The sequence below is a fragment of the Pantoea rwandensis genome (genome assembly GCF_002095475.1).
Classification (GTDB): Bacteria; Pseudomonadota; Gammaproteobacteria; order Enterobacterales; family Enterobacteriaceae; genus Pantoea; species Pantoea rwandensis.
Genome location: NZ_MLFR01000066.1, coordinates 1 through 280, shown reverse-complemented (window position 1 = coordinate 280; position 280 = coordinate 1). Strand labels below are relative to the sequence as shown.

General features: G+C 50.4%; 1 tRNA gene. It reads left to right on the top strand.

The features are described 5' to 3' along the window. Window positions 1–144: 144 nt before the first annotated feature. A tRNA-Ala gene (locus HA51_RS26785) sits at window positions 145–220 on the top strand. The last annotated feature ends 60 nt before the right edge of the window (window positions 221–280 follow it).

Genomic DNA, 280 nt, shown 5'->3' with positions numbered 1-280 from the left:
TCCTCATGCTGCGTTATGCGCGCGGTCGTTTACCCAACAGTAAACTTCCCTTACGCATGCCTTGCCTGAGAAGAAATTACATTCCTTATGCAAAGAATGTAACTCCTGGTGAGTGGTAGTAGATGGTCTCTGCAGTAACTGTATGGGGCTATAGCTCAGCTGGGAGAGCGCCTGCCTTGCACGCAGGAGGTCAGCGGTTCGATCCCGCTTAGCTCCACCATTACAGTGACTCAAAACAATACTTCAGAGCAGACCGGAAACGGTAGGCTGCGAAGTATTA